The organism is Kribbella alba, assembly GCF_039529635.1.
Lineage (GTDB): Bacteria > Actinomycetota > Actinomycetes > Propionibacteriales > Kribbellaceae > Kribbella > Kribbella alba.
Genome location: NZ_BAAANE010000017.1, coordinates 75,739 through 99,698, shown reverse-complemented (window position 1 = coordinate 99,698; position 23,960 = coordinate 75,739). Strand labels below are relative to the sequence as shown.

Genomic DNA, 23,960 nt, shown 5'->3' with positions numbered 1-23,960 from the left:
AGCCGAAGCCAGCCGTGAGCGACCCGCGACCTGCATCTCTTGTCGCTGAGGAAGATGCCGCTGCCGCCGCCTATGTTGCGGCAGCGAGCACCCCCGGCCCCAAGCCGCCCATTGCTGCGTCAGCGCCGAGCCCGACCGCGTCCGCAGCCGACGACAGCGCTGCCTTGCTGGCTCGTATCGCCGTGCTGGAGGCTGCGCTCACCGCCGCACAAGCCGGTGGCGCCGGGGAGGTGATCGAGCTCAACGACCAGCGGGTGCTCCAAGACGTCGGCATCTACCGCTACCACCACCCACTCGAAGGCGCAGCCGCGTACAAGGACCGCCTCCGAGAAATCGAGGGACAAGTAGACGAGGTTGTGAAGGCTGGTCGCGCAGTGCTGGGCGCCGACATGTTCACCTTCGACGGCTCACTGGCCAAGGGGCGCAAGATGGTCGCCGACCTCGGCAAGCTCATGCTGCGTGCATACAACGCCGAGGCCGACAACTGCGTGCGTTCCTTGCGGTCGGGGAACGTCAGCACCGCGAAGAAGCGGCTTGAATCTGCGGTCAAGGCCATCGAGAAGCTCGGCGCGATAATGGAGATGCGCGTCAACCCGGACTACCACGCTCTACGAATTGCAGAGCTGGAACTAACCGCCGACTACCAGATGAAGGTTCAAGAGGAGCGTGAGCGAGCCAGGGACGAGCGCGAACTGCTCCGTGAACAGCGCCGCGCTGAGCAGGAGCTCGCCTCTGAGCGTGAGCGCCTGGATAAGGAGAAGGCGCACTACGTGAGTGTGCTTGAGACCCTGCGTGCTGCCGGCGACCAGGCAGCCGCCGACGAGCTGGCAACACGACTGGCCGATATCGAGCAGGCCATCGCGGACAACGACTACCGGATCGCGAACATCCGCGCCGGGTACGTGTACGTCATCTCGAATGTGGGCGCGTTCGGCCCCAACGTGGTCAAGATCGGCATGACCCGCCGCCTTGAGCCGCGAGACCGAGTACGGGAGCTTGGCGATGCTTCGGTGCCGTTCCAGTACGACGTCCACGCGCTGTTCTTCTCCGAAGATGCGATCGCATTGGAGAACGAGCTGCACAAGGCGTTCGCCGACCGCCGCGTGAACCAGATCAACCAGCGACGTGAGTTCTTCTTCGCCACCCCTGTGGAGGTCCGAGACATACTTGCGGAGAAGGTCGGCGGGCTGCTCGAGTTCACGGAGGAGCCCGAAGCGTTGGAGTACATCCAGAGTCGAAGCCTCTGGCCAGGCGAGGACTGAGATCTCCACGGGTTCGGCGACCGAAAGCGGCCTTGCCGTTGGGGTCCCCCTCCATGACGCCTCCACAGCGCACCCCCTGGAGCGAACTACCCTGACGCGGCGGCCGACCTGCAGCGGAAGGGCCCAAAGCCCTCCCAATTGGCTTCGCTCCGCCTACCGGATCCGGCCGTCTCGGGCGGGGACTGGTTTGGGGATTGAACTCCAGGCTAAAAGACCATGCCAGATTGGTCCCCGAGCGCAGCGAAGTCGGCCAGAGATGGACGAGTTCAGGCGAGCTGACTCAGTCCGTCCCCCTTCTAATTCGCAGGTCATCTACGCCATCATTGCGACATGCCGACCCTCCGTGACTGGCTTCCGCTCGTAATCGCGCTACTCGGCAGCACCAGCAGACTTTTTGACGGTCTCGCCGCTGCACGTCGAGCCGATCGGCGCGAGGCCACATCGGCGCGCCATATCAGCCATCCTTTCGTTTCATGGTCATGAGGTCGCTGATCCGAAGCGTCACAATCGGACTTCTTCTCGTCGCAGGCGCCGCTGGAGCGGCATGGTTGCTCGTATATGAGCCGCAGGCGGGACTGGGCCTACTGCAACGTAAGCAGCACGCCACCCAGGGAGATACACGGTTGCCATCATCCGGCGCGATACAGGCGTCGGTGCAAGTCCAGACCATCGACCTGGCCGCCCGGTCGGTCGTGATCGACATCGGCCTCCTGTCGACACAAGGGTTGGCCTTCTCCCTTCGCGTTGGCTATCCATCCCCACCCGGCGACTTTGAACCACTCGTCGATTTTCGTTCCCAGGTCTCCAATGCGGTCTCGCCGTCGCGAGTGGCACAGCTGCGCGTGACAACCGATGGCACCTCAGTAACGGTGCCCGTCAACATCCGTGCACTCCTCGAAACAAACAACCCCTATTCCTCCAGGCCAGCTGACATTACTGCCGAGCGCGCGGTTCATGTCACCGCCAAGCTACCCCTGAAGACGTCTGGCATGTACCCGCTCGACCGATACCAGGTCGCCATGTCGCAATTGTCGCTGACCTTTCCTAGAGAATTTCAATCCGTCACCAATCTGTTCGGTTGTCCCCCGGGCAACCTGATATGTCAGAATCGGACCGTCGCGTTCAGCGTTAGCGTTCTGACGATCGGGGAGCTCCCACCGTCTACGACCTGGAGCATCAGTAGCGGCGGCGTGTTAAGCGGCTGGCGTCCCAGCACGCTAGTCATCTACACATTGGTCATGGTGTTAGTGCCTCTCGCAGCAGCTCTCATTCTGAGGTATGGCCCCATGCATCCGTCCGGGTCGTCGTGGGAAGTACTTGCCGCTCTACTCGCCATCCTCGCTCTGAGATCAATCCTCGGCCCGGAGGCTGGCGTTGGCGGAATCCCCACCTTGATTGACATATTGTTAGCTCTGCAGGTGGCGATCATTATTAGCCTCCAGTTCCTGGACTCGAAATCCGTCGCGGCGCGATCGACCCCGCCTGCCCCTTCTTCGGTGCCGACCCCGGAGCTACATACGCCAACGCCGGCGGAGAGACCGGGGAGGCACAGGCGTATTGCACTCGCGCCAGTTGTCGTGTGGGCGATGGTCGCGATACGAGCCATCCGCCGACAGCGGATGAATCGATAGGCGCCAGCCCGTGGGTCGGCTTGCCGATGCGCCGAGAGGGGACGTGTAGCGCTCTCGATGTGGGTCATGGTGGCTGGACGAGCGTTCCGCCAGGGGACGGGGCCTGCCGCGGTCCGGCCGCCAGGACGCTGCAGCCATTATCGGCGGTCGACAATGGAGATCAGGGCCAGCTGCCTGAGTGCGAAGACTTTAGCTCGGTGACGGCATGCTGCAGTTCGTTATCAGCAGTCTGCGATTCAGCGACTGTTGCTCGAACCCCGCGGGATGCCTTCACCACCCCGCCTGTAACCAAGAGTGCTACCGCACGGTGCGCGGCACTCGCCGAGACTCCATAGCGGCTCGCGAGCGCATTTTCGCTGGGCAAAGGATCGCCTGGCATCAAGATACCGCTGTCGATAGCTCCTCGAAGGTCAGCCGCGATCTGCTGGTAGGGCTGCAGCGCATCGTCTGTTGAGCGAGCGACGGGCCCTGGGCTGGCTTGTCCGGCTCCGCTCGACGTCGGACGCGGCGGCATTCGACCAGTAATCGGCCCGGCAGCTCGCTGGTCAGCTTCCGACACTCTCGCTGTGTAAACCTTGAGGGTTGTGGTGCCGCCACCACCGTGCCCCAGGCGGGCCGCGACTGTACCCAGTCTGTGGTTCGCATAGATCAGCTCTGTCGCGTTGTAGTGACGCATGTTCTTGATGGAGGTGTCGATACCGAGGCGCTTCGCGAGGCGCGCGTATCGCTTCGAGACAAGGGTCAGGTCCAAGGGGCGACTGCCGTCCGGAACCGGAGAGAACATGTAGCCAGCGGGGTTGAAGTCCATACCGACGGCGTCGGCACGCTGCCGGGTGCGAGCTTCAAGTTCGTCGAGAACCGCGTCCGTTTCGGGATCGAGGACCAACCCACGCTGTTGGTGAGTCTTGGTGTCCTCTTCTGCCAACTTCCCGTCGTCGTCGTAGTAGAGCGCTCGCGCGACTCGGAGGACGGACGGTTCACCAGGCCGCCGTTCACGGTCGTTCCGGCGCAGCGCGCACATTTCGCCGCGCCGATTGCCGGTGGTGGCTTTCAACCATAGAAACGATCCCCAATCGGGGTCTTCGTCCCATGCTGCGAGGATCAGCTTCGCGATCTCGTCCGGCGTGGGTGGCTGCGGGTTCGGTGTGGGGAGTCCTGGCTTGTCAGCTTGCTCTGCCGGGTTGACCGAGATCCATTTCCAAACGACAGCCCGGTCGAGCGCCCCGCTGAGAATCCAGTGGATCTGTCGGATCGTGGACGCGCTCAAACCATGGCACCTGTGTGGTTTGCACATCCGCCGGCAACGGCCGCAAGCCTGGGGATTGTTGCGCAGGCAGCGACCCCCTTCGTGCTCATCGCACTGGTGCGGTCTGTCCGTCCGATGCTCGATGTACTTGCGTCCCCGACAGTGAGCGCGACACGTCCGCAGCAAGGAGTAGAAGGAGTCCAACGTCTCGATATCGAGCCGCGTCAGCTGCTGAGAGCCGAGGAGCGGCTTGATGTGGTTCTCGTACTTCGACTTGTAGCCACGCATGGTCTGGGTGTCGACGTCGATAACGTCGAAGTACTTGGCGATCAGCTGGTCGACTGTTGCACTGTCTTTGGGTTGCGCTTCTCGTCGACCTGGTTGAGCAACCTGGTGCGCGCCTTCTCGGCCAGTGTGGCTTGCTTGGGGCCTGGAGGTATCACCTCGGTCAGATCGAGCCGGCGCTTCGAGACTGGGTCGATGCCGGCGTACACACGCACCCGAAGTGCCCCCGATGGGAGCTCGTCGATCTGTCCTCGTTGGCGCTTTCGCCCTTGTGACCGGCCGGTCACAGAGTTGACCGTAGCAGCACTCGCGTCACGAGACGAGTCACGAGCAGCCGAGGATCATCGCCCGGTCTGCCAAGAAATAGCCTCTGACCTGCGACTTCTTACCGTGGGGCGGGTGGGACTCGAACCCACGACCCAGGGATTATGAGTCCCCTGCTCTAACCGGCTGAGCTACCGCCCCCGAGCACTCTTTGATGCGATCAGTGCCGTGCGCAGATGTTATCGGTACTGCGAGAGTCCGCGCGTCAGGGGACTCCAAGGAGCGAGCCAGGCACAGTGAGTCCCTGCTCAAGCTCGTGTGGCTGGGAAACCAGGGGTAGGTCAGGGGGATGACGGAGCGATGGGTTACCGGGGGTGAGCGATGATGGGGGTTAGGTCCGACTGAAGGGAAGTCCGATGGGCTGGTTCATTTTTCTCGTGCTCGTAGTGGGCGCGGTGGCGGCGTACAAGTTCCGGGTGCCGTTGATCGCGAAGCTGACCGGGCAACCGCAGCACCGCATCCAGCGGGCGATCGATCGGCGTAAGGAGAACCGCGGCTGAGCAGGCGCGAGCGGCCAGTCGTAGGTGCGGACAGAGTGAAGGCCGGTTCCTGGTGAGGAACCGGCCTTTGTGTGTTGCTCCCGCGACTGGACTCGAACCAGTAACCTGCCGGTTAACAGCCGGCTGCTCTGCCAATTGAGCTACGCGGGATCGATCGTGTTTCCTTGTCCTCGATCCCTGAGGACCGGATTAGGTTAGCAGGCGGTGGGCGAACTACAAAAACGGGATTCCGCCTACGGCGCTACGGCTCTGGGATCGCTTCCAGGTCAGACTCCGAACTCGTCCCGGACGGCCCGCAGGGCCTCCTCGGCCCGGTCGACCAGACCTGGTTGGTCGGGCTCCAATCCCTTGTCCAGAACGAAATTCCACGAGACCGCGGCGTCTGGTTCGGCGGGGTTGCGGCGGCCGACGATGCGGACACCCTTCTTGCCGACGAGTGGTACGTGGCGCTGGAGCAGGACGCTGGCGTCGATGCGTTCGCGCAGGAGTTGACCGAAGCGACCGGGGTCCTCGACCTTGAGCTCGGTGGCGCGCAGCGGAGTGCCGAATTGGGTGGTCTCGTAGATGTGCAAGACGGAGGCCTCGGAGTCCCAGCCGGCGCGCTCGATCTTCTCCCAGCCGACCCGGCGAACGGCGTCGGCGGAGTCCGTCGGGAGGTAGACGGCCGCCCGGCCGCCGGCGACCCAATGGCCGTCGATCAGCTGGATCGCCGCCAGGATCTCCTCCTTGCCGCCGACCGAGTGCCGCGAGGCGATCTGGACCGCCTCGGTGAGTGAGGACGGCCAGGAGGTACGACGAAGTCTCAACACACCCCCATCGTCTCAGCCAGGCGCAAGGGCACGGCTGGGTGGGCAGGCTGGGTCGGCTTGGGGGCGCACGGGTGGTCAGGCGGCGTAGTCGCGGAGGGCGACGGTGCACCGGCGTCGGAGGGCTCGGAGCGCGGTGGTCTCCAGGGTCTCGACCAGCTCCAGCGGCAGGTCGAGGTGGGCAGCGGTTTCTTCCAGCGTGGATTCGGCCAAGCCGTTCAGCCCGAACCGAAGCCGGAGCACTGACTGCTGGAGATCGTCGAGGAACTCCAACTGAAGGTGCAGATCGCGGCGCAGGGCGGCCCGGAGTACGAGGGTGTCGTCGTCTTCGAGCTGGTCTGACTCCTCGACATCGAGGGAGTCGGGGCGGATCTTCCAGGCACGGGCGCGTTCGACGCGGGCGATCGTCAGGCACGCGCTGGTGGCGACCTCTGCCGTGGTGGGTTCGCGGCCGAGGCGTTGGGTGAGGTCGCGGTGGACGGCCGCTACGCGGCCTGCGTCGGTGTACGCCTGGGCGGGCATCCGGATCAGCCGGGAACGGTCGGAGATCGCGCGGCCGATGGCTTGGCGGATCCACCAGATCGCGTACGTCGAGAAGCGGTTGCCGAGCTGGTGGTCGAACCGCTCGACCGCGCGCATCAGGCCCAGATTGCCCTCCTGGATGAGGTCCAGCAGGGAGATGCCCTTGCCGGTGTAGCGCTTGGCCAGCGAGACGACGAGTCGCAGGTTGCCTTCGATCATGCGGCGGCGGGCGTGCTCGCCCAGTTCGGCGATCGCCAGCAGGTCAGGCGTGTCGACCGATCCTCCGCGACCTGCGCGGTCAGCGGCGAGCAAGCCCGCCTCGATCCAGTACGAAAGCTCGTTGACCTCCTCCAGCGTCAGTAGTTCGTGGCGCCCGATATCGCGCAGATAGGCGACGAGTGCGTTCACGTCGGCGGGTTCGCAGTCCAGTTCGGCCACGGCGGGATCCCCTCTCTTCTGCAAGGGATACTGCCGGGAATTCACCCGCCGGAACTGATGACTTCGCGATCGGTGGATATCTACGCGATGTGACCACGCAGTAACCGGGGGTTGTGGACAAAGCACGCCCAGGACCCAGCCGAGGCGCGTATTCTCCGCAGGTTAGAGAGCGCCCGAGATGGCTTGCGACCGGAGGTCGGTGCGGTACCGCTCGAGCGCGATCAGCTCACCGAACATCCGGTTGTAGTCGTCGGGCCGATCGATCGGGTTGGTGCGCTGCAGTTTGGACTTGAGGTCCGCGATCCGCCGCAGGCAGGTCAACTCCTGCAGCCGCGCCAGGCTGGCGCGCGCGTACTGCTCGTCCGGGGCACGGTCCAGCCGGATCGGATCGACGGCCAGAGCGCTGACGACGGCGGCGGCCGGCTCGATGCCCATGGCCTCTCGTACTGCGACCACCCACGCTTCACCGGGAGCGGCAGAGGCAGGCCCGCCCGCCTTCGCCATCCCAGCGCGTACGGCGGCCAACCACGGGTGCGTGAAGTCCTGGTCATCCAGTTCGTCGAAAGCAACGCCGACGAGCGAAGGGTGCTGCATCGCGATCTTCAGCACGTCCCACTCGATCACGAACCGCTGGTCCCGCGGCGACGGCAGATCCACCCGAGCCGGCGGCGGGGGTTCGGTCGCGACCTGCACGGGCCTACGATCAGGTGCGGCCGGAGCCGGAGCAGGACGCGAAGCGGCCCGATGCACCTCCGACCGAACCTGCTGCTCGTCCATGCCGAGATGACCGGCCAACTCCCGGGTGAACGCGTCCACCTTCGACCGGTCCCGGATGCTCACCACCAACCGAGCCGCATCCCGCAACGCATCCACCCGAGTGTCCGCACGATCGAGGTCGTACTTGGACAGCACGTTCGACAGCACGAACCGGTACAGCGGAACCCGTCGCCCGATCAGCTCGCGAACGGCCGCGTCACCCTTCTGCAGCCGCAGGTCGCACGGATCGAGCCCGTCCGGCTCCACCGCCACATACGTCTGCGAGGCGAACGCCTGGTCCCCACTGAATGCCTTCAGCGCAGCCCGCTGGCCGGCCTCGTCACCGTCGAAGGTGAAGATCACCTCGCCGCGGAACTGGTCGTGATCCAGCAGCAACTGCCGAAGCACCCGCGCGTGGTCCTCGCCAAACGAAGTACCACAGGTCGCGACAGCGGTCGGTACTCCGGCCAGGTGGCACGCCATCACGTCGGTGTATCCCTCGACGACGACGGCCTGCCGCCCCTTGGCGATCTCCCGGCGCGCGAGATCCACGCCGTACAGGACTTTGGACTTCTTGTAGATCGGGGTCTCGGGTGTGTTGAGGTACTTGGCTTCGATCTTGTCGTCGTCGAACAGCCGTCGTGCGCCGAAGCCGATCACGTCCGCGCCGGCGTCCCTGATCGGCCACATCAGCCGGCCGCGGAACCGGTCGTACAGGCCGCGCTGGCCTTCCGCGCACAGGCCCGAGGCGACCAGTTCGGCGTTGCTGAAGCCGCGGCCGCGCAGGTGCGCGGTCAGCGACTCGCCGCCGCGCGGCGAGAACCCGACACCGAAGGTGACCGCCGCGTCCTTGTCGAAGCCGCGCTTGTCCAGGAACTGCCGCCCGAGCATCGCGTCGGAGGCGCCGAACAACTGCTCCGCGAAGTACTCCGCTGCCACCTTGTGGGCCTCGACGAGTCTCGGCCGCTGGTTCGACTGCGAGCGCTGCACCGGCGCGCCCGAGTCGTCGTACCGGAGTTGAATGCCGACCTTGGCGGCGAGTGTCTCGACGGCCTCGTGGAAGGTGATCTGGTCGATCTTCTGGATGAAGTCGATCACGTCGCCGCCCTCTTGGCAGCCGAAGCAGTAGAAGAAGCCGCGCGCGGGGGTGACGTTGAACGACGGCGACTTCTCGTCGTGGAACGGGCACAGCCCCTTGAGCGAACCACCACCGGCGTTCTTCAAGGTCACGTACGAGCCGACCACGTCGTCGATCCGAGCACGCTCGCGCACCAGCGCGATGTCCTCTTCCTTGATCCGACCTGCCACGCGGTGAGTCTACGGTCCGGCGGAAGCGGTTTGGACCTCGGTCGCCATTAGGCTGCCCAGCCGTCTGTACCGAAACCACTGGGAGCAAGATCGCGAAGCGCAATTCAGTCCGGGCGGCACGTGCGAGGGCCGGTCGCGACCGGCCGGGCTAGACCTCCGAGAGGTCCACCGATGGATCGGCGAGTCTGCCGCGATCCACCTGCTTCTTGGAACGGATCAGCTCCTGTACTCCGTCGATCGCGCCCCACGTGTTCACGTGCATGCCCGCCAGCACGCGGTTGTCCTCGTCCACCCAGAACGCCAGATACGCGCCCGAGGCGGGATCACCTCGCAGCACTACGTCGTACGACGCCCCGCGCGGCACGTCCCCGGCGTACTCCATGCCCAGGTCGTACTGGTCGGTGAAGAAGAAGGGGATCGCGTCGTGCGCCACGTCCTGGCCGAGCATCGCCTTGGCCGCGGCCACGCCACTGTCCTTCGCGTTCGACCAGTGCTCGACGCGAATCGACCGTCCCAGCAGCGGGTGGTCCCACCGGACCACATCACCGGCGGCGAAGACGTTCGGCGCCGAGGTCTGCAGGTTGGGGCCGGTCACGATGCCGGAGCCGTTCTCGCGGCTCGCGACCTCGATGCCGGCCGCCTCGGCGAGTTCCGTGTTCGGCTGGACCCCGACGCCGACGACCACCAGGTCCGCCGGCACCACCTCGCCTGTGGAGGTCCGCACGCCGGTGACCTTATCCGAGCCCTCGAATGCCTCGACGCCGGTGTCGAAGCGCAGGTCGACGCCGTGCTGACGGTGCAGGTCGGCGAACAACGAGCCGACCTTCTCCCCCAGGACCGCGGCGAGCGCGGTGGACTGCGGCTCGATCACGGTGACCTCGCTGCCACGTTCGCGCGCGGCCGCGGCCGCCTCCAGGCCGATCCAGCCGGCGCCAACGACGACCACCCGCGGCTTGGCGGCATACGCGTCGGTCAGTGCCTGGGACTCAGCAGCCGTGCGCAGGTAATGGACGCCCGGCAGGTCACCACCCGGTACGTCGAGTTTGCGGACGCGGCTTCCTGTGGCGATGAGGAGCTCGTCGTACGGGAGCTGCGAGTCGTCGTCGAGGGTGACGGTGCGGGCGTTCGGGTCGAGCGCGGTGACGGTGGTTCCGAGGCGCAGGTCGATGTTGTTGTCGTCGTACCACTGGCGGTCGTGAAGCTGACTGACCTCGGTCTGGTCCTTCCCCAGCAGCACCCCCTTGGACAGCGGTGGTCGCTCGTACGGCAACTCGGTCTCGTTGCCGATCAGCACCACCTGACCGGTCCAGCCTTCCGTCCGCAGGGTCTCCGCCGCCGACGCACCGGCGAGGCTGGCTCCGACGATTACCATCCGCTGCTCATCGCTCATACAAGGAGGTTAATCCTTCAAGCGTCCTTGAAGGACGGACGCGCGGCGAATGATCTGAGCGGGCGCGGGCGGGACGCGGTGGGCGGGTCTGAGGGGGCGGGTCGGGGCGGGCGGGACGCGGCGATGGGCCTCGCGCGGCGGGTGGGACGCGGCGGGCAGGACGCGGCGGGCGGGTCGGAGCGGCGGGTCGGCGCGGGCGGGACGCGGTGATAGTGCCCCGCCGACCCGGTGCCGGGATCTTCGACCGATAGCGGTTTCATTCGGCGCTAGTCCACGAAGAACCCGCCAGTCCACCCCGCGACAGGCCGGCGGACGGTAGGCAGGAGTTGCGGAAAGGGTCCGCGAGGGCCGCAGTACGCGAGTTTGGGTGCAGGCGACGGGCTAGCCGACCAGTCGGGCGTGGAGGGCGTGCGCCGAGGGGTCGGTGAGAGAGGCGACCTGGTCGATGATGACGCGGAGGCGGGCGGCATCGTCGGGGGCCTGGGTGAAGTCGGCGGCGAAGGCGGGGTCGAGGGTCTGGGGGGCGGTCTTGGCGAGGGCCTCGACGAGTTGGGTGAGGAGTTCGCGTTGGATCGCACGCCTGGCCTGCAGCTCCGGGGAGTCGAGGACGTGGAACATGCCGATGCCTTTGAGCAGGGCGATCTCGGTGCGGACGCCGTCCGGAACGACCAGGTCGGCTTCGTAGCGGACCAGCCGGGACCTGCCGAACCGCGCGTGTGTGGCCTGCTCGGCCGCAGTGCAGAACCTTCCGATCAGCTGGCTGGTCAGGTCCTTCAGGCCACCCAGAGCCCGGCGGCTGTCGTCGAAGCAGGCACTCGGCCAGTACGCCAGACTCGTCAGCCGCCGCCAGCCCTCGTCCAGGTCGGCATCAGTTGCCTCGGGCAAATAGACGCGCCGCACCGTTTCCCAGTACGGCGCGCGCTCGGCGTGCACGTGCTGCAGATCGATGCTGTGCGCAACGATTCCGTCCTCGACATCGTGCACGGAGTACGCCACGTCGTCGGCGAAGTCCATCACCTGCGCCTCGAGGCAGCGGCGATCCCCCGCCTCGACGCCCTGGCGCAACCACTCGAACACCTCGGCGTCATCGTCGTACACCCCGAACTTCCGCAGCCCTTCGCGCCTGCGCCACGGGTACTTCGTCGCGGCGTCGAGGGTGGCGCGGCTCAGGTTGAGCCCGACGCTGCGGCCGGCCGGGTCGAACGCCTTGGACTCGAGCCGGGTCAGCAACCTCAGCGTCTGCGCGTTGCCCTCGAAGCCGCCGATCCCCTCGGCCAACTGGTCGAGTGCGCGCTCGCCGTTGTGCCCGTACGGCGGGTGGCCGAGGTCGTGCGCCAGGCAGGCGGCATCCACGATGTCCGGGTCGCAGCCGAGCGTGCTCGCGAGTTCGCGGCCGATCTGCGCGACCTCCAGGCTGTGGGTCAGCCTGTTCCGGACGAAGTCGTCGCTGCCGGCAGTCGCCACCTGTGTCTTGGCCGCGAGTCGTCGCAAGGCAGCGCTGTGCAGCACGCGTGCGCGATCGCGCGCGAACGCTGTCCGGCCCGGTCGCTTGACCGGCTCCGCCACCCAACGCTCCGCATCGTGCTCGTCATACCACTCGTGCTGCTTCCTCATCACCCCTCACCCTAGCCATCCCCACCGACACTTTCCCCAACCTCGGAAGAACCTTGGGCTCCGCGACCTAGGGAGACGCAGTAGCGGAGCCAGACGACTCCCCCTTCGAATTCCTCGGCATTGGCCAGGCTGAGGTTGAGGTTGAGGCGGCTGGTGGTCCACGGGCCGCCGGAGCCAACGATCACGGGATGGACCAGGAGGGCTAACTCGTCGATGAGGCCGAGCTCGAGCAGTACTGCGATCAGCGTGCCGCCGCTCTCGACCCGAACCACCTCGGCACCCCGACGGGAACCGAGGAGATCGAGCGCCTCCGCGAGATCGACGCGGTCGTAACCGGTGATGAGCTCCGCGATCGAACTGTCCGGGGATCGCGCGGGGGTCTGGTCGGCGTACAGAGCAAGCACATCCGACCAGTGGCCGACCCGGCGGAGCGCCTCCCACTCGCGGACGCGGGCCCGGCTGTCCACCACCGCGAGCAAAGGTCCGGCAGGTCGCGGGCCGGGATGCGGAGCCGATCGGAGCGCCTCCTCCTGCGCGAGGATCGTGTCCGCGCCGATCAGAGTCACGTCCTCCTGCCAGAGCGTTGCCAGGGCATAGAAACGCGCATGGTCGACCGCGAATCCGGCCGTCGCCCCGTCGACCGAGACCGCCAACTGTGCCACCACGTGCGGCCTCACGCCGGCCCCCACCTCATCGCCACAACCACTTCATGCCGAGAACCGTAGAAACGCCCACCGACATTTTGAGCTGCGCCGCCGGGAAGGGGCGCCGCCGGGAAGGGCAGTGCTGGGAAGTCAGCTTGCCCAGGGCAACGGGGTGCCGGCGGTTGCGGCGGCTTCCAGCCGGATGCGGATGGAGCGGCGGCGGGCGCCGGCCTGCTGGACTCAGATGTCGCGGAACGTCTCGATCTGGGCGCCTAGCGAGTTGAGCCGTGTGGCCAGGTCCTCGTAGCCGCGGTTGATCACATACACGCTGCGGAGGACCGACGTGCCCTTCGCCGCCATCATCGCGATCAGCGTGACCACGGCCGGGCGGAGCGCAGGCGGGCACATGATCTCGGCGCCGGACCAGTGCGTCGGGCCCTCCACCATCACCCGGTGCGGGTCGAGCAGCTTGACCCGGCCGCCCAGCTTGTTGAGGTCGGTCAGGTAGATCGCGCGGTTCTCGTAGACCCAGTCGTGGATCAGCGTCTGCCCGGTCGCCGACGCCGCGATCACCGCGAAGAACGGCAGGTTGTCGATGTTCAGGCCCGGGAACGGCATCGGGTGGATCTTGTCGATCGGCGCGTGCAGGGTCGACGGCCGGGTGGTCAGGTCGACCAGCCGGGTCCGGCCGTTCTCGGCCAGGTACTCCTCGGAGCGGCTGTAGTCCAGGCCCATCTCCTCCAGCAGCGCCAGCTCGATCTCGAGGAACTCGACCGGGGCGCGCCGGATGGTGATCTCGGAGCCGGTCACGATCGCCGCGGTGAGCAGGCTCATCGCCTCGATCGGATCCTCCGACGGCGCGTACTCGACGTCCACGTCGATGTCCGGCTGGCCGTGCACCGTCAGCGTGGTGGTGCCGACGCCGTCGATCTTCACGCCGAGCAGGTCGAGGTAGAAGCACAGGTCCTGGACCATGTAGTTCGAGCTCGCGTTGCGGATCACGGTGACACCGTCGTAGCGGGCCGCCGCCATGATCGCGTTCTCGGTCACGGTGTCGCCGCGCTCGGTCAGCACGATCGGCTTGCCCGGGGTGATCGCCCGGTTCACCAGCGCGTGGTACTCCCCACCGGTCGCCTTGATGTCCAGGCCGAACGGACGCAGCGCGGCCATGTGCGGCTCGACCGTCCGGGTGCCGAGGTCGCAGCCGCCGGCGTACGGCAGCTGGAAGGTGTCCTCGCGGTGCAGCAGCGGGCCGAGGAACATGATGATGCTGCGCGTACGCCGGGCCGCGTCCGCATCCATCGCGGAAAGGTTCAGGTGCTCCGGCGGGATGATCTCCAGGTCACCGGCATCGTTCAGCCAGGTGGTCTTCACGCCGATCGAGTTGAGCACCTCGAGCAGCCGGTTGACCTCTTCGATCCGGGCCACCTTGCGCAGTGTGGTCCTGCCCTTGTTCAGCAGGCTCGCGCAGAGCAGGGCAACCCCGGCGTTCTTGCTGGACTTGACATCGATCGAACCGGACAGCTGCCGTCCGCCTACGACGCGCAGGTGGACCGGACCGCCGCCAAGAGAGACAATTTCGGAGTCGAGTGCTTCGCCTATCCGGGCGAGCATCTCGAGAGTGAGGTTCTGATGACCCTTTTCGATCCGGTTCACCGCACTCTGGCTGGTGCCGAGCACGTCCGCGAGTTGGGTCTGCGTCCAGCCGCGGTGCTTGCGGGCGTCCCGGATGAGATTACCGATCCGGCTGAGGTAGTCATCAGTCATGCGCCGGACCTTATCTCACATGTGAGATAACGCTACGCCAACCCGCCGGTCCCAGCGTAGCGAATGTCACTGAGTACCGACCGCCCGACCCCAGCGTGATCACCGCCCCCTAAAGTAGGCGTCACCCGCCGCCCTGCGAGAGGACCAGCAGATGTCCGACGACGTCAACACCTCCGGGGTGGTGACCGAGTTCGAGGCGGAGTCATGGCCGCTGGAGGCGGCCGCCGAAGGCCTGGCACAGGTGATCGACGGTTTCCACAACGGCGACACCCGGCCGCTGGTGATCGGCGACGGCGACCAGCCGGTGCTCGTCGTACTGGCGATCGCGGACCTGGCCGATTTCCGCGGCAAGATCGCCGAACTGCTCGGCAACCCGGTCGACGCGGGCTGGCTGCGCTACTACCTGCGCTCCACCTTCGACATGAGCTCGGAGACGTTGGTAGAGCAACTCGGCGTCGATACGGATCACGGACTCTCCTCGCTGGCGAGTCAGGTCAACGTGGAGCAGGCCGCAGTACTGCTGCCGGATCATCTGCGCCGGACCGAGGCCGGCGGGAACCCGCTGATGCTGATCGGCGACGGGCCGATGGCTACCGCCGCGCTGATCGCGTTTCCGGCGTTCTCCGTGCTGCTGGCGATGGAGAGCGAGGGCAAGACCGACGACGACTCCTGCGTGCACGACGAGGAGGAGAAGCCGACCACGCCACTGGAGGTGCTGGCCGAGCGGCTCGGGCCGATCTCGACCCAGCTCGTCGCTCAGCTCAACGCACGCCGCGAGCCCGGACTGCCGCGGTACGACCTGCACTTCGAGGACGACCTGGTCGAGCACCTGCGCGATCTGGAGCAGCGTGCGCAGGCGGCTCCCGGCGGCGGCGCGTACGACGAGCTGAGCGATCTGCTGCACTCGTTCGACCAGATGCGCAGCGGGGCTGTGACCCCGGAGGCGGAAGAGCCCGCGGAAGCGCCGTACATCGAGGTGACGGATCTGCCCGCGGCGCTGCCCGAAGTACGGGACAGTTTCCGGTCCGGGGCTGACGATCCGTATCTCATCGGCGTCGACGGTAACCCGCTCGCCGGGCTGATCTCCTTCGATCTCTACGAGGCATTGCAGCAGGTCTCGGTGGACATGGACGGCACGGACGAGGCGCCGGTGCTGCCGCTGCCTCAGCCTCGCTGGGAGGACGGGCCCGAACTGGTGTCGTTCGAGGCGGCGGTCGAGGTCTGTGGCGCGGTGCTGGAGGACATCTCGAACGGCGAGGGGTCGATGTTGTTCGTCGCCGATGACGGCGGCGAGCCCGAGATGGTGCTCGCGCCGCTCGGCTGGTTGTGGGCCTACGTCGATGACCTCGACTTCGACAACGCCGAGGCTTGAAGCGCTACGAGAGCGGGAAGAGCGGCTGCCATTCGTTGAGAGCCGCGATCTCGTAGACCTCGGCCGGGGTATACGGGTCCTTTTCCAGGATTTGCCGCAATTCGGCCTCGTCGGCGACTTCGTAGATCAGTAGGGCGCCGGTTTGGTCCGCGAACGGCCCGGCCGCGACGAGCTTGCCGGCCTCCTTCAGCGAGGTCAGGTACTCGCGGTGGGCGGGGCGCACCTGGAGGCGCCGCTCGGCATCGGTGAACTTCAACTGGAGTGCGAAGAGAGCCATACCGTCGACCTTATAAAAGAATGGCGAATCAAGGCCGGGGAGAAGCGGAATTTGGTGCGGGAAGGGAGTCGCGAGCCGCCACAGCGGCTGGTTCAGGTCAGACCCGAAAGTCGACGAGCGAACGCCCTTCCCGCTCGGACATTTTCACCGGCGAATCAGCTGGATGCAAGGGGTTGGTAAAGGCTATTTGCTGCAGCCAGTTGCGTCAGGTAACGCTTGGTGATCGAACCCCCGGCCGACTCGATGAGAGCGCTGACACAGCCGTACAGTCCGTCACGAGCCTGTTGTGTCAAGGCCCGATGACCCGAGTACGACGAGAGCAGATCGAGGTATTCGGCGGTCGTGTACGTCTGTTCCCATTCGTACCGGCGGAACTCCACCGGCCCGAACCGGCCCGAGGCGTCGAACTCGGCGGAGTCCTTCGGGTGGTCGTCCGCCGGGCGCGGACCGTCCTCGTCCGCGTCGGAAGTGAACCGGCGATAGCAGGCCTGGACGTCGACCCAGAACTGCTCGCTCCCACCGGCGACGTGCTCCGTCGACACGACCGCGAGGACCCCGCCGGGCCGGAGTGCGTCCGCCGACTTGGGCACCCGGATCTGAGGGTCGATCCAGTGGAACGCCGTGGCCGAGAGCACCAGGTCGAACTTCTCCGCCGGCAACGGCCAGCTCTCGAAGTCCGTCGTGATCACCTCGAGCTCAGGCAGGTTGTTCCGCGCGACCCGGCTCAGCTCCGGGCTCAGCTCGACCGCCTTGACGGACCAGCCGCGCTGGATCATCGGCGCGGTCGCCTGGCCGGTGCCGCAGCCGATCTCCAGCACTCGCGGTCTGATCGGATACCCCAGCAGCGCGGCCAGCTCGTCGTACAGGCCCGGTGGGTACGTCGGGCGCACCCGGTCGTACAGCTCGGCGTCCTCGCCGAAGGTCTTTCGCAACTCTTGCCGCCCCATTGCTGCAGGCTATGGCACAGGGGCCGTGGGTTCAGCGGGATATCGGTGCCAGGCCAGTGACAATCAGGTCCGCCACCGTCTCAGCATGGCGGCGCACCTCATCCGCGTCCGGCTGCTGGGATCCACCGAGCAAGGCCGTCTCAACGGGCGTGGCGTAGGGGGCTCCGCCGCCCTGGACGACCAGATAATGGACGGTCGCATACGGCACCTCACGGATCCGGCCGGCGGCGACCAGCCGGTCGATCCGCCGCTCGACCAGCGGGCGCAGCGGGTTGACGAAATGGTCGAGGACGAAGCGGATCCGCGGACTGTCGATCGCGCCCTCGTGGCTCATGATCCGCAGCACCTCCGGATGCGCCGCCGAGAACATCACCTGGTAGACGATCGCCTGTCGGAGCGCCTCGAGGTCGTCGAGCTGGGGATCGTCGGCCAGCTGCCGCCACGAACTCTCGGCGGCGGCCAGGGCGTGCTCCATCGCGGCGAACCACAGGCCATCCTTGGAGCCGAAGCGCGCGGTGAGCAAGGCATGACTCACCCCGAGCCGCCGGCTCAGCTCGCGCACCGACATGCCGTCGTACCCCTTCTCGGCGAACGCTTCCAGCGCTCCCTGCAGAAGCCGACCGACGTCGAGCTCCTCACCGGCCCGCGGGCGGCCGCGTCCTCGTGTCTGCACCGTCACAGCATTCCCTCCGGATCTTCACTTGCCGAACCGGGGCGAGAGGAGCATGCTGGCCGTGCGGACAAAATAGACACGTGGATATTTAACCACAGTGAACCCGGCTACACAGTGAACCCGACTAGCAGCCCCTCGAGGAGAAGAGACATGGCACCCGACCGCACCACGCCCGCCCGGATGGGCAACACCCCGGAGGACTACGCCCGGTTCGGCATCGAGGCCGGATCGATCAAGCCCCACGAGGACGGCCTGCGCACCGACGGCGGCCCGGGCAGCTATGAGTGGTGGTACTTCGACGCGCACCTGGACGACGGCGCCAAACTGGTCGTGGTCTTCTTCACCAAGGAGTTCACCGCCATCGACAAGCCGCTCGCGCCGATGATCCGGATCGACCTCACGCTGCCGGACGGCACCACGGTGGAGAAGCTTGCCGAGTTCGACGCAAAGGCCTTCTCCGCCTCGACCGAGACCTGTGACGTCCGGATCGGCGACAACGTCTTCGCCGGCGACCTGCAGACGTACACGATTCACGCCAAGGCCGAGGACGTCGAGGTGGACGTCACGCTGACCGGGCAGGTGCCTGCCTGGCGTCCCGAGTCGGGGCACTGGCTGTTCGGCACAGAGGCCGAGCAGGTCTTCGCCTGGCTTCCGTCTGTCCCGGAGGGCCGGGTCGAGGCGACGTACAGCATCGGCGGGAAGACCAGCACCACGACGGGCGTGGGCTACCACGACCACAACTGGGGCAACACCCTGATGCTGAAGCTGATGCATCACTGGTACTGGGCCCGCGGATCGGCCGGGCCGTTCTCGGTGATCGCCTCGTACATCACGGCCGAGAAGCAGTACGGGTACTCCACGCTGCCCGTGTTCATGCTCGCCCGCGACGGGAAACTCATCGCCGACGACAAAAGCAAGGTGACCTTCGAGGAGCTCGGTCGCTACACCGACACGGGAACCGGCAAGCCGGTCGCCAATGTCACCCGCTACACCTACACCGACAGGACCGAGCGGTACGTGGTTACGTACACCCGCCACTCGGACCTGTCGACGATGAAGTTCGTCGACGGGCTCAAGGGGCCGAAGAAGGCCGCGGCGAAGCTCTCCGGGTTCGACGGCGCCTACCTGAGGTTCGTCGGTGAGGTGCGCGTCGAGCACTACGTGGGCGAGAGCCTCGAGGAGAGCTACGTCGACGACGCCCTGTGGGAGCTCATGTATTTCGGCAAAGCCCGTCCCTGACTCCCGTCGGCGCCGCCCCGCCGACGGGAGGGACCCAGGCTCTAGCTGAGCGCTGCGCGGCCCGCTTCCAGGCGGGCGACCGGGATGCGGAACGGCGAGCAGGAGACGTAGTCGAGGCCTACCTCGTGGAAGAAGTGGATGCTGTCGGGGTCGCCGCCGTGTTCGCCGCAGATGCCGAGCTTCAGCTCCGGGCGGGTGGAACGGCCCCGCTCGGCCCCCAGCCGGACCAGCGCGCCGACGCCTTCGCGGTCGATCGACTCGAACGGGGAGACCGCGAAGATGCCCTTCTCCAGGTACTTCGAGAAGAACGAGCCCTCCACGTCGTCGCGGCTGAAACCCCAGGTCGTCTGGGTCAGGTCGTTCGTACCGAACGAGAAGAACTCGGCCGCCTCGGCGATCTGGTCCGCGGTGATCGCGGCCCGCGGCAGCTCGATCATGGTGCCGATCGGGGTCTTCCACTCCACACCTTCGGAGGACGCGACGTCGTTCAGCACACCCTCCACCTCGTCCCGCGCCAGCTGCAGCTCCTGCACCGCGCCGACGAGCGGGATCATGATCTCCGGCCGGGGGTCCTTGCCCTGCTTGCGCAACTCGGCGGCGGCCGAGGCGATCGCGCGCACCTGCATCGCGAACAGTCCGGGGATGACCAGGCCGAGGCGGACGCCGCGCAGTCCGAGCATCGGGTTCTGCTCGTGCAACCGCTCAACCGCGGCCAGCAGGGTGGCATCGTGGCCCGGGTCCTCGCCTCGTTCCTTGGCCAGCGCGACCTTGACGGCCAGGTCCTCCATCGAGGGCAGGAACTCGTGCAGCGGCGGGTCGATCAACCGGATCGTCACCGGGAGTCCGTCCATCGCCTCCAGCAACTCCAGGAAGTCCCCGCGCTGCAGCGGCTCCAGCTCCGCCAGCGCCGCCTCACACTCCTCCTCCGTCTCAGCCAGGATCAACCGCTCGACAGCTTCGCGCCGCTCCCCCAGGAACATGTGCTCGGTCCGGCACAGACCGATGCCCTGAGCACCGAACCGCCGGGCCCGTGCCGCGTCGTCAGCGGTGTCAGCATTCGTCCAGACGTCGAGGCGCCGCGTCTCATCGGCGTGCGTGATCAGCCGGTGCACGGCCGCCACGAGTTCATCGCCCGCCTCCGGGGCGAGCGACCCCTCGAAGTACTGCACGACCGGGGAAGGCACCACGGGGACTTCGCCGAGGAACACCTCGCCGGTGGTTCCGTCGATGGAGATCACCTCGCCGACCTCGATCGTCCTGCCGTCGACCTTGATCCTGCCGGCGGCAACATCGACGTCGAGGTCCTCGGCCCCACAGACACAGGTCTTTCCCATGCCTCGGGCGACGACTGCCGCGTGCGAGGTCTTGCCGCCGCGGCTGGTCAGGATGCCCTGCGCGGCGATCATGCCGTGCAGGTCGTCGGGATTCGTCTCGCGGCGGACCAGGATGACCTTCTCGCCCTTGTCGGCGGCTTCGACCGCCGCGGCCGAGGTGAAGACGACCTTGCCTGAGGCGGCGCCAGGGGAGGCTCCGATCGCCTTTGTCAGCAGCTCTTTGGGGGCCTCGGAGTCGAAGCGGGGGAACATCAGCTGCGCGAGCTGCGCGCCCTTGACCCGGCGAAGCGCCTCGTCGATGTCGATCACGCCCTCGTCGACCAGGCTGGTCGCGATCCGGAAGGCAGCCGCCGCGGTGCGCTTGCCGACGCGCGTCTGGAGCATCCAGAGCTTGCCGCGCTCGATGGTGAACTCGATGTCGCACAGATCGCGGTAATGGCCTTCCAGCTTGGCCATGATCTCCATCAGCTCGTCGTACGACTTCTTGTCGATCTTCTCCAGGTCGGCGAGCGGGACGGTGTTGCGGATGCCCGCCACCACGTCCTCGCCCTGCGCGTTCTGCAGGTAGTCGCCGTACACGCCGCGCTGGCCGGTGGCCGGGTCCCGGGTGAAGGCGACGCCGGTGCCGGAGTCCATGCCGAGGTTGCCGAACACCATCGAGCAGATGTTCACCGCCGTACCGAGGTCCGCCGGGATCCGCTCCTGGCGGCGGTAGAGGATGGCGCGTTCGGAGTTCCAGGAGCCGAAGACGGCCTCGATCGCCAGGTCCATCTGGGCGCGCGGGTCCTGCGGGAACTCGCGACCCGTGTGCTCGTGCACGGCCGCCTTGAACTGCGCGACCAGCTTCTTCAGGTCGTCGGCGTCCAGGTCGAGGTCGTTCTTGGTGCCCTTCGCCTTCTTGGCGGCCTCGATCGCGTCCTCGAAGACATCGCCTTCCATGCCGAGCACGGTCTTGCCGAACATCTGGATCAGCCGGCGGTAGGCGTCCCAGGCGAACCGCGGGTTGCCGGAGTGGTGTGCCAGTCCGTTCACCGAGTCGTCGTTCAGGCCCACGTTCAGGACGGTCTCCATCATGCCGGGCATCGACACCGCGGCACCGGAACGGACCGATACCAGCAGGGGGTCGTCGGCCTGGCCGAGCTTCTTGCCCATCTTCTGCTGCAACGCGTCCACGTGGTGGTCGATCTCGTCCGCCAGCTCGGGCGGCACCGAGCCGGTCTGCAGGAAGACGCGGCAGGCCTCAGCGGTGATGGTGAAGCCTGGAGGAACGGGCAGACCCAGGTTGGTCATCTCGGCGAGGTTGGCCCCCTTGCCGCCGAGAAGCTCCTTCATGTCCTTGTTGCCTTCGGTGAAGTCGTAGACGAGTTTCGGCACTGTGACTCCCTGAGGTGTGGGCGCGAGGTGGTCGCTCCTGCGCGGCATGATGACCGCTGGCCCGACGGCTCCGATGGCGCTGGACGTCTCTTCAGAGTAAGCCCAAAAACCAGTCCACTTGAACACTGGTCTCACGTTGAGACCGTGACCCTGCCCACATGCCAGGGGGCGGAAAACCCTTACCTCGTTGACAACGCAGGACAGTCAGGGGTTTTTCCGAGGAAATGCGAAAGGAGGCGATTACCCACCTTCGAGATGGGTAATCGCCTCCCTTTGAGCCGTCTCAGAGCTTGCGACGGGTCCTCAGATAGTCGCCGACCACCGCCGCGCCGAGCCCGTCCGCGTCGGGTGCGAGCACCCGTCCACCGGAGCGTCGCGCGAGTAGATCCACGAACGCGTTCAACCGCGGATCGTCCCCGAGCCGGAACACCGTGAGCGAGGCGCCGAGCTTGGCGAGCCGGTCAACCTCCGCGACGGTCTTCCGCAAGGTGGCCGGACGGGGTGGGTAGTCGAACTCGGCCGTGCCGTCCGGTTCCAGGTGGGCCGTCGGCTCCCCGTCGGTCACCATCAGGACCACCGGCTGCGCGTCCGGGTGCCTGCGCAGGTGCCGCCCCGCGAGGAGCAGCGCGTGGTGCGCGTTCGTGCCTTGCTCCCAGGCGCCCTCCATGCCGATGAGCTGCGGCAGTTCCACCACCCCGGCGTACCGGCCGAAGGTGATGAGCTGGAGCGCGTCGTTGCGGTAGCGGGTCGAGATCAGCTGGTGCAGGGCGAGCGCGGTCCGCTTCATCGGCAACCAGCGTCCCTCCTGGACCATCGACCAGGAGGTGTCCACGAGCAGTGCGACCGCGGCTCGCGGCCGGTGCTCGGTTTCGGAGATCTCCACGTCGGCCACGTCGAGTTTCACCGAACGGCCGCGGCCCGCGCCCGCAGTACGCAGTACTGCGTTGCGAACGGTGCGCGACACATCCCACGGCTGCGTGTCGCCGAACTGCCAGGCCCGGGTGGACCCGCTGAGCTCGCCGGCCGCGCCCGCCGAGGCTGAGTCGCGTTCGCCGGACTGACCGCGGGCCGTTCGCAGTACGTCCTCCAGCGCGGTCTGGCCGAGCTGGCGCAGGGCCTTCGGGGACAGCTGCAGCGTGCCGTCGGGTGCGCGCTCGAGCAGCCCCTGGTCGCGGAGCTGGCGTTCCAGCTCGGACAGCCGCTTGGCGTCGACGGTCGCCTCGTCGCCGAGTTGCCGGGTGAGCGCGTCGAGGTCGATGTCCTCCAGCCGGGCGCCCGGATACGACTGGGCCAGCTGCTCGGCCAACGCGTCGAGCTCAGCCAGGTCCGACATCGCCCGCGCACCTTCGGCGAGTCCGAGCGGGTCGTCGCCACTCATCCGCTCCGACCCGGACCAGTCCTCCCCCGGTCTGAGGGCCTGCAGCTGTGCATCGAGATTCGCCAGCTGCTGAGCCAGTTGCGGACTGCCGAACGCCTGCTGAGACAACTGAGCCAGCTCGGCCCTCTGCTCCGGCGTCATCGAGTTCATCATCCGCTGCGCCGCGGCCGCCCGAGCCGCCAGTACGTCGATCAGCTCGTCGACGTTGCGGGGGTTCTCGGGGAAGAACTCGCCGTGCTTGTCCATGAACTCGGCGAACAGGTCGTCGATATCGGGGTTGCCCTGAGCGTGCGCCGCCAGCAAGGCGTTGAGGTCGGACAGCATCTCGTTGATCCGCTCGACGTCCTCGGGGGTCGTGTTCTGCAGCGCCTCCTTCATCCCTTCGAAGCGCGACCCGAGCAACTCGCGGCCGAGGAGCTCGCGAATCTCCTCGTACTTCTGCCGCGCCTCCTCCGACTGCCAGTCGTAGTTGGCCAGCTCCCGTACTGCGGCCGCCGTCCCCGAGGGGAGAGCGTCAAGCTGGGCCTCCCTGAACCGGGCATCGTCGGACGGGTTCGGGAAGAGCTCGTGCCGCTCGGCCTCGAGGGCCTCGTTGAGCAGCCGCTGCACGTCCCGCAGCGTGCCGTCGAGGTTGTGCCGCCGCTGGATCTCGCGACGACGCTCCCACAACCTCCGGGTCAGATCGTCCAGCCCCTGGGTGTTGCGAGTGCCGCGCCGGAGCAACTCCTCCAGCGCGGATCTCGGCGACGACCCGGCCATCACGTCACGGCCGAGCTCGTCTAAGGCGTCACGCAGATCCACCGGCGGCGCGAGCGGGTCCGGACCCTCGTGCCAGGGCCCGTACGACCAGCCTTCCGGTATGGCGGCGGTCAT

General features: G+C 66.9%; 19 protein-coding genes and 2 tRNA genes. 5 read left to right on the top strand and 16 right to left on the bottom strand.

Annotated elements, in window-relative coordinates:
- The first annotated feature begins 14 nt into the window (after nucleotides 1-14).
- On the top strand, nucleotides 15-1,262 hold the full coding sequence (locus tag ABD210_RS32160; RefSeq protein ID WP_344116809.1) for an SNIPE associated domain-containing protein: 1,248 nt from the start codon (nucleotides 15-17) through the stop codon (nucleotides 1,260-1,262).
- A gap of 479 nt (nucleotides 1,263-1,741) precedes the next feature.
- Nucleotides 1,742-2,893, top strand: a complete 1,152-nt coding sequence (locus ABD210_RS32155) for a hypothetical protein (protein WP_344116808.1) — start codon at nucleotides 1,742-1,744, stop codon at nucleotides 2,891-2,893.
- A gap of 160 nt (nucleotides 2,894-3,053) precedes the next feature.
- Here the strand turns inward: ABD210_RS32155 and ABD210_RS32150 are convergent, their stop codons facing one another.
- The 3 genes from ABD210_RS32150 to ABD210_RS32140 all read right to left on the bottom strand — a co-directional run bounded on the left by ABD210_RS32150 (nucleotide 3,054) and on the right by ABD210_RS32140 (nucleotide 4,889).
- On the bottom strand, nucleotides 3,054-4,160 hold the full coding sequence (locus tag ABD210_RS32150; RefSeq protein WP_344116806.1) for a GntR family transcriptional regulator: 1,107 nt from the start codon (nucleotides 4,158-4,160) through the stop codon (nucleotides 3,054-3,056).
- 308 nt (nucleotides 4,161-4,468) lie between these two features.
- Entirely contained in the window at nucleotides 4,469-4,639 is a 171-nt protein-coding gene (locus ABD210_RS32145; protein WP_344116804.1) for a hypothetical protein, read from the bottom strand.
- Nucleotides 4,640-4,815: 176 nt separating this feature from the next.
- A tRNA-Ile gene (locus tag ABD210_RS32140) sits at nucleotides 4,816-4,889 on the bottom strand.
- A gap of 215 nt (nucleotides 4,890-5,104) precedes the next feature.
- Here ABD210_RS32140 and ABD210_RS32135 point away from each other — a divergent pair.
- Entirely contained in the window at nucleotides 5,105-5,248 is a 144-nt protein-coding gene (locus ABD210_RS32135) for a hypothetical protein (RefSeq protein WP_344116802.1), read from the top strand.
- Between the two features lie 77 nt (nucleotides 5,249-5,325).
- Here ABD210_RS32135 and ABD210_RS32130 read toward each other — a convergent pair.
- The 8 genes from ABD210_RS32130 to ABD210_RS32095 all read right to left on the bottom strand — a co-directional run bounded on the left by ABD210_RS32130 (nucleotide 5,326) and on the right by ABD210_RS32095 (nucleotide 14,493).
- Nucleotides 5,326-5,398: transfer RNA gene (locus ABD210_RS32130), tRNA-Asn, on the bottom strand.
- Between the two features lie 116 nt (nucleotides 5,399-5,514).
- Complete coding sequence (locus ABD210_RS32125) at nucleotides 5,515-6,057, bottom strand: hypothetical protein (RefSeq protein WP_344116800.1); 543 nt, start codon at nucleotides 6,055-6,057, stop codon at nucleotides 5,515-5,517.
- Between the two features lie 75 nt (nucleotides 6,058-6,132).
- Nucleotides 6,133-7,014 (bottom strand): sigma-70 family RNA polymerase sigma factor, encoded by an 882-nt coding sequence (locus ABD210_RS32120; protein WP_344116798.1) that lies wholly within the window; start codon nucleotides 7,012-7,014, stop codon nucleotides 6,133-6,135.
- Nucleotides 7,015-7,176: 162 nt separating this feature from the next.
- On the bottom strand, nucleotides 7,177-9,078 hold the full coding sequence (dnaG, locus tag ABD210_RS32115) for a DNA primase (RefSeq protein WP_344116796.1): 1,902 nt from the start codon (nucleotides 9,076-9,078) through the stop codon (nucleotides 7,177-7,179).
- Between the two features lie 148 nt (nucleotides 9,079-9,226).
- Nucleotides 9,227-10,468 (bottom strand): NAD(P)/FAD-dependent oxidoreductase, encoded by a 1,242-nt coding sequence (locus tag ABD210_RS32110; RefSeq protein WP_344116794.1) that lies wholly within the window; start codon nucleotides 10,466-10,468, stop codon nucleotides 9,227-9,229.
- Between the two features lie 381 nt (nucleotides 10,469-10,849).
- Nucleotides 10,850-12,082 (bottom strand): deoxyguanosinetriphosphate triphosphohydrolase, encoded by a 1,233-nt coding sequence (locus ABD210_RS32105; RefSeq protein WP_344116792.1) that lies wholly within the window; start codon nucleotides 12,080-12,082, stop codon nucleotides 10,850-10,852.
- An 11-nt stretch (nucleotides 12,083-12,093) separates the two neighbouring features.
- Nucleotides 12,094-12,759: a dihydrofolate reductase family protein gene (locus ABD210_RS32100; RefSeq protein WP_344116790.1), complete on the bottom strand. Its 666-nt coding sequence runs from the start codon at nucleotides 12,757-12,759 to the stop codon at nucleotides 12,094-12,096.
- 207 nt (nucleotides 12,760-12,966) lie between these two features.
- Nucleotides 12,967-14,493, bottom strand: coding sequence for a helix-turn-helix domain-containing protein (locus tag ABD210_RS32095; protein WP_344116788.1), 1,527 nt, complete (start codon nucleotides 14,491-14,493; stop codon nucleotides 12,967-12,969).
- A gap of 151 nt (nucleotides 14,494-14,644) precedes the next feature.
- Between ABD210_RS32095 and ABD210_RS32090 the strand changes: the two genes are divergently transcribed.
- On the top strand, nucleotides 14,645-15,865 hold the full coding sequence (locus ABD210_RS32090) for a hypothetical protein (protein WP_344116786.1): 1,221 nt from the start codon (nucleotides 14,645-14,647) through the stop codon (nucleotides 15,863-15,865).
- 4 nt (nucleotides 15,866-15,869) lie between these two features.
- On the opposite strand, the gene ABD210_RS32085 is transcribed toward ABD210_RS32090, so the two are convergent.
- From ABD210_RS32085 to ABD210_RS32075, 3 genes are all read right to left on the bottom strand, one after another.
- On the bottom strand, nucleotides 15,870-16,142 hold the full coding sequence (locus ABD210_RS32085; RefSeq protein WP_344116784.1) for a YciI family protein: 273 nt from the start codon (nucleotides 16,140-16,142) through the stop codon (nucleotides 15,870-15,872).
- Between the two features lie 155 nt (nucleotides 16,143-16,297).
- Nucleotides 16,298-17,089 (bottom strand): class I SAM-dependent methyltransferase, encoded by a 792-nt coding sequence (locus tag ABD210_RS32080; RefSeq protein WP_344116782.1) that lies wholly within the window; start codon nucleotides 17,087-17,089, stop codon nucleotides 16,298-16,300.
- A gap of 31 nt (nucleotides 17,090-17,120) precedes the next feature.
- Nucleotides 17,121-17,762 carry a TetR/AcrR family transcriptional regulator gene (locus ABD210_RS32075; RefSeq protein ID WP_344116780.1) on the bottom strand — a complete coding sequence of 214 codons (642 nt, stop codon included), beginning with the start codon at nucleotides 17,760-17,762 and terminating at the stop codon, nucleotides 17,121-17,123.
- Between the two features lie 150 nt (nucleotides 17,763-17,912).
- On the opposite strand from ABD210_RS32075, the gene ABD210_RS32070 reads away from it, so the two are divergent.
- Nucleotides 17,913-19,001 (top strand): lipocalin-like domain-containing protein, encoded by a 1,089-nt coding sequence (locus ABD210_RS32070; RefSeq protein ID WP_344116778.1) that lies wholly within the window; start codon nucleotides 17,913-17,915, stop codon nucleotides 18,999-19,001.
- A 41-nt stretch (nucleotides 19,002-19,042) separates the two neighbouring features.
- Here the strand turns inward: ABD210_RS32070 and ppdK are convergent, their stop codons facing one another.
- Nucleotides 19,043-21,757: a pyruvate, phosphate dikinase gene (gene ppdK / locus ABD210_RS32065; RefSeq protein WP_344116776.1), complete on the bottom strand. Its 2,715-nt coding sequence runs from the start codon at nucleotides 21,755-21,757 to the stop codon at nucleotides 19,043-19,045.
- Nucleotides 21,758-21,992: 235 nt separating this feature from the next.
- On the bottom strand, nucleotides 21,993-23,960 hold the full coding sequence (locus ABD210_RS32060) for a VWA domain-containing protein (RefSeq protein WP_344116773.1): 1,968 nt from the start codon (nucleotides 23,958-23,960) through the stop codon (nucleotides 21,993-21,995).